Below are 1162 nucleotides of genomic sequence, written 5' to 3'. Positions count from 1 at the left end.
TGGTGATCACGAATCATCACATTCTGCTGGATGGCTGGTCGACTCCGCTGGTGCTGCGGGAGCTGTTCGAGCTGTATGGGCAAGGCGGGGACGACGGTGCGCTGCCCGCGCCGGTGCCCTACCGGCCGTATCCGGCCTGGCTGGCTCGGCAGGACCGGACCCAGGCCGAAGAGGTCTGGCGTGAGGTGCTGGTCGGGGCGGAACCGACGACGCTCGCGCCTGCCGGCCATCGTTCACAAGCCGGCAGCCGTGGCGAGGTGACGCTTGCGTTGAGTGGCGAGGTCAGTGCTGGTGTTACGGAGTTGGCGCGTCGGCATGGGCTGACGGTGAACACGGTTCTGCAGACGGCGTGGGCGTTGTTGCTGGCCCGGCTGACGGGCAGGGATGATGTCGTCTTCGGTATGACGGTGTCGGGGAGGCCTGCACAGATTCCCGGTATCGAGCAGATGGTCGGTCTGCTGATCAACACGGTTCCGGTGCGTGTCCGGCTCGATGCGTCGCAGTCGCTGGCCGAGTTGATGGGCCGGGTGCAGGAGGAGCAGTCCCGGCTCAGCGACCACCAGTACCTGGGCCTGACCGACATTCAGGGCCTGGTCGGCGAGGGTGAACTCTTCGACACCCTCTACGTGTTCGAGAACTACCCCATCGGCGTTGAAGGCGACGACGTCCCAGGCGGCCTGACGATCACCGGGGGCGAAGGCCGCGACGACGTGCATTACCCGGTGAGTCTGGTGGTGCTGCCGGGGGAGACGCTTCGGCTGGACCTCGGGCACGACACCGATCTGTTCGACGAAGCCGCTGCGCAGCGGATGGTGGAGCGGTTGCGGCGCGTGGTCGAGGCGATGGTCTCCGACGCCGATCAGCGCATCGGTGACATCGACATCCTCCAGCCGGAAGAACGCACCCGGCTGCTGACGGAGTACAACGACACCCGTCACCCGCTCCCGCAGGCCACGGTGCCTGAGTTGTTCCAGGCGCAGGCGGCGCTGACTCCGGAGGCGATCGCGGTCACGGACGGCGGCACCTCCCTCTCCTACGGGGAGTTGAATGCGCGGGCGAACCGGCTCGCGCGCGTGCTGGTCGGTCACGGTGTGGGTCCGGAGCAGTTGGTGGGTCTGGCGTTGCCGCGGTCGGTGGACATGGTGGTGGCGGTGCTGGCGGT

General features: G+C 67.5%; 1 protein-coding gene. It reads left to right on the top strand.

Annotated features, from left to right (window positions below; translation table 11 throughout):
* Window positions 1-1162, top strand: a 1162-nt coding sequence (locus AC07DF_RS41335; RefSeq protein ID WP_478982774.1) for a condensation domain-containing protein, incomplete at both ends; no start/stop codon positions are given.

The sequence above is a fragment of the Streptomyces sp. NPDC044719 genome (genome assembly GCF_056433405.1).
The sequence above is the reverse complement of the archived record's forward strand: the minus strand, read 5'-3'. Positions and strand labels throughout refer to the sequence as shown.